This window comes from Candidatus Parvarchaeota archaeon (assembly GCA_016866895.1).
Classification (GTDB): domain Archaea; phylum Micrarchaeota; class Micrarchaeia; order Anstonellales; family VGKX01; genus VGKX01.
This window is the reverse complement of record VGKX01000131.1, coordinates 1-3,681: the sequence shown is the minus strand read 5'-3', so window position 1 is coordinate 3,681 and position 3,681 is coordinate 1. Positions and strand designations below refer to the sequence as shown.

Below are 3,681 nucleotides of genomic sequence, written 5' to 3'. Positions count from 1 at the left end.
GAAAACTGGCTTGCGATTTTTGGAACTGCCTCCTTCAAGTGGCCTAATGCAACCTCCACCCCGCACCCGGCATCGAAATACAGAGCATAGTCTGGCATTGGCTCACCCAAATACTGGCCTTGCGGTGCGGGAACCTGATAGTAAGAACCTCGCGCAAGTGTCATGTTAGCAGGCGCATATATCGGGATTTTCTGGCGTTCATACTCGCTTTTCACAGAAATGTAGGAGCGCTCGATTGTGAAGTGCCCGCTGCCATGGACCGTTCCCACTTGCCCGACTTGATTGAGATACTTGGTGTCTACTAAATACTCTGTGAAAGCAGGTTTTTTGCAATCCGAAGCCGGCGTCTGCTTGATATCCTGTAATTGGGGTTTCACATAAGTATCCGGGGCATTTTGAACCGGAGAAATCTTCCGGTTGTTTTCTCTTGGATACGAACCATCAGGGCCTTCCCATTCCTTGTTCTCTTGTGGTTCATTTTCAAATGCCCGTCCTTCATATGTTGGCTTGTCAATGCAGCCTGATAACAAAAGTACGGCAAAGGCGAATATTGCAAATAGTTTTTCCATATTTGTGGTTAGGCTGATGATGGTTTAAGAGCATATCCTCCAAAATCGGGGTTGTTTTGACGTTCCTTGCCAATCTAACGCGTATTAAAACATGTGGCAGCTTAACAACTAATGAAAGTGCATATTGGCATAAGACATGTCCTGATTTGCATAATCGCAGCTGCAATTTTAAGTGTGTATTTTAATGAAAACAAAAATCATCTTTGTGTCAAGGCGAGCAAAAGCCGTCTCCAAAAAGCAAAATATACGCGCTCCAGGTTCCATTCAAACCTCTGCCTTTGGGCTTAAGGAGGCGGCTCAAATCATCAAGTCTGGAGGGCTTGTTGCCTTTCCAACAGAAACTGTTTATGGCCTTGGTGCAAACGCACTTGATGCAACTGCCGTGCGAAAAATATTTGCGGCAAAGGGGAGGCCTTCAGACAATCCTTTAATAGTCCACATATGGTCAAAGCGCCAAATACCTGCCGTTGCCAAAGAACTAAATGGCAATGCAAAAAAACTAATCAAAACTTTTTTTCCAGGGCCGCTATCACTTGTTCTAAAAAAATCAGGCAAGATACCAATGGCAGTCACGGCAGGGCTCCAAAGTGTCTGCGTGAGGATGCCCTCTCCAGTTCTCACAAGACAGTTCCTAAAAGATTGCGGTGTTCCAATTGCAGCACCCTCTGCAAATTTGTCTGGCAGGCCAAGCCCGACTAGCTGGGAACATGTGCACCACGATTTGGGCGGCAGAATTGATGCGATAATCGCAGGCCACACATGCGCCCACGGCCTTGAATCCACAGTCATTGACTGCACAAAACAAATCCCGGTATTATTAAGGCCAGGGGCGCTTTCATTGGAGAAAATTGAAGAGGCGGTGGGCAAAGTCGCAGTGCCGCTCAAATTCAGAAAAGCCCTAAGCCCCGGCATGAAATACAGGCATTACTCTCCAAAGGCGAAAGTGGTCTTAGTCCCTAATATCAAGGGCATGCAAAAACTTGCCGATTACCAAGCTAACCAAATTATCGCGACAAGCAAAATAAAACCGCGTTTTTCTGCGAGAATCGCCTATATCGGTCTTGATGCAGTGGCAGGAATTGGGGTTATTGCATGCAAGCCAAGAAACATGAAAGATTACGCAAAAAAAGTATTTTCGTTTTTCAGAAAATGCGACACTGAGGGCATCAGGACGATTTATGCTCAGAAAGTCAGCCTGGATGGGGTCGGTCGCGCGCTTTCTGACAGGCTTTCAAAGGCGGCTGCAAAAACAAGGTTCAATCCGAGGCATTAGGCTTTGGCATTTTACAATTTCACTTCCTGCAATTTCCTCATTTCCTTTATTTTCCTGGGAACATGACGACTTTGCCAGACTCGCCGCTTGCCATAACTTCAAACGCCTTTTCATATTGGGTCATGCCAAACTTGTGCGTCACAAGCTTTGCAAGGTCAATCTTGCCGGTTTTCAAAAATGCTGCAGATTTGTGCCACGTTTCCCAAATACGCCTGCCGTTTATGCCATGGATCCTTGCAGAGCGGAAAACTATGTCTTCTGCCATGTTAAATGAAACTGGCTCGGAAGGTATTCCAAGAAGGCTTGCCCTTCCCTCGGGGCGCAAAAGCGAAAAGCCGTGCTTGAAGGCAACAGGCGCACCAGACATCTCAAGAAAGACATCAACCCCATGTCCGTTTGTGATGTCTTTTATTTCCTTGACAACATCAACTTTACTGTTGTCAAGCACAACATCTGCGCCAAAGCTTTTCGCCATTTTCAGCTTGCGCTCAAGCCTGTCAACCGCAATGGTCATAGCCGCCCCCGCCTGCCTGCAAAGTGCTGCAGCGCAAACGCCTATAGGCCCGCAGCCATAGACAAGCACAATCTGCCCTGCAACCTCTCCGTCAAACACTGTGTGCACCGCATTTCCAAGCGGCTCTTGGGCAGATGCAAGCTCATGGGGTATTGATTTGTCATTCACCCAAAGTGTGTTTGCAGGCGCTGCATGAAATTGTGAAAAGCACCCCTGCACATCTATCCCCCTAAGCTTCACATTCTCGCATACGTGCGCGTTTCCACTTGTGCACTGAAAGCACGAGCCGCAATAGATATGGGTCTCGCCTGACACGCAGTCGCCCATCTTCACACTTGAGACGTTTTTCCCAACCTCAATGACCTCGCCTGAAAACTCATGGCCGAATATCAGCGGAGTCTTTATCCTGCCTGATGCCCACTTGTCCCATTTGTAAATATGTATGTCTGTTCCGCAAATGGAAGTCGCCTTTATCTCAACAAGCGCCTCGTTTGGGCCTATTTTTGGAATTTCTGCATCAACAAGCTTTGCTCCAGGCGCACTTGTGGGTTTTTGAAGTGCCTGCATTTTTGCCATAAAATCACTTTCCCATCTATTCAAGATTAGATATTTTTCCTGCAATCACTAAAAGACTAACTAAGGTTTGAGACTAAACTTTATATTTGTTTTGGAAAAAACCAAACAGACAAACGACAATTGACGGATACGAGAATCGCATGGAAGGGTCTGGCAATAACGAATATTAACTAAATGCGCCAATACCCTACTTAATGGAAATTTTGGCAATGATACTAACAATCCTCGGGCTTGCGCTTTTCGAGTCAATTAGCAGCATTGACAATGCAGTCATCAACGCCGAAGTGCTTGGAAAAATGTCAGCAAAGGCACGGCGGTGGTTTTTGACATGGGGCATGCTTATTGCAGTGTTTGGCCTGCGTCTTTTGTTGCCGCTTGGCATTGTCTGGTTTGCCAATCCTTCTCTAGGCGTTTGGGAGATAATGTCCGCCGCATTCAATTCAGACCCAAAAGTCATAGAAGCAATAGAGGCAAGCTCGCCAATGCTTTTGCCGGCCTTTCGGCAGCAATCTTTCTCTATTTGATTGTGTTCCAATTTGTCGGAAAAAAACTTCTTGAGGCAAAATAAGAGGCTTGAAGTGCAATTTAATGCGGCAACACTTCAAATATTGCCAATATCGCCGGCGGGTGTGCATCCTGCCTCTATCTTATAGGCTCATAGTCGCCAAGAGGCTTTCCAAACAGGTTGCACATGAAAAAGTTTATTGTGTGGTACGAGAGGAACTTTAGAGCGCCCCATTTTTCAAGGC

The 3,681-nt window shown here is 46.4% G+C and carries 4 protein-coding genes; 2 read left to right on the top strand and 2 right to left on the bottom strand.

What is annotated here, in order from left to right; translation table 11 throughout:
* A partial coding sequence (locus FJZ26_04925) for a hypothetical protein (GenBank protein MBM3229749.1) occupies positions 1-569 on the bottom strand: 569 nt, incomplete at its 3' end.
* 184 nt (positions 570-753) lie between these two features.
* Between FJZ26_04925 and FJZ26_04920 the strand changes: the two genes are divergently transcribed.
* Entirely contained in the window at positions 754-1,842 is a 1,089-nt protein-coding gene (locus FJZ26_04920) for a threonylcarbamoyl-AMP synthase (GenBank protein MBM3229748.1), read from the top strand.
* A gap of 46 nt (positions 1,843-1,888) precedes the next feature.
* On the opposite strand, the gene FJZ26_04915 is transcribed toward FJZ26_04920, so the two are convergent.
* Positions 1,889-2,932 carry an L-threonine 3-dehydrogenase gene (locus FJZ26_04915; GenBank protein MBM3229747.1) on the bottom strand — a complete coding sequence of 348 codons (1,044 nt, stop codon included), beginning with the start codon at positions 2,930-2,932 and terminating at the stop codon, positions 1,889-1,891.
* A 194-nt stretch (positions 2,933-3,126) separates the two neighbouring features.
* On the opposite strand from FJZ26_04915, the gene FJZ26_04910 reads away from it, so the two are divergent.
* Positions 3,127-3,456, top strand: a complete 330-nt coding sequence (locus FJZ26_04910) for a DUF475 domain-containing protein (protein ID MBM3229746.1) — start codon at positions 3,127-3,129, stop codon at positions 3,454-3,456.
* Positions 3,457-3,681: the final 225 nt, after the last annotated feature.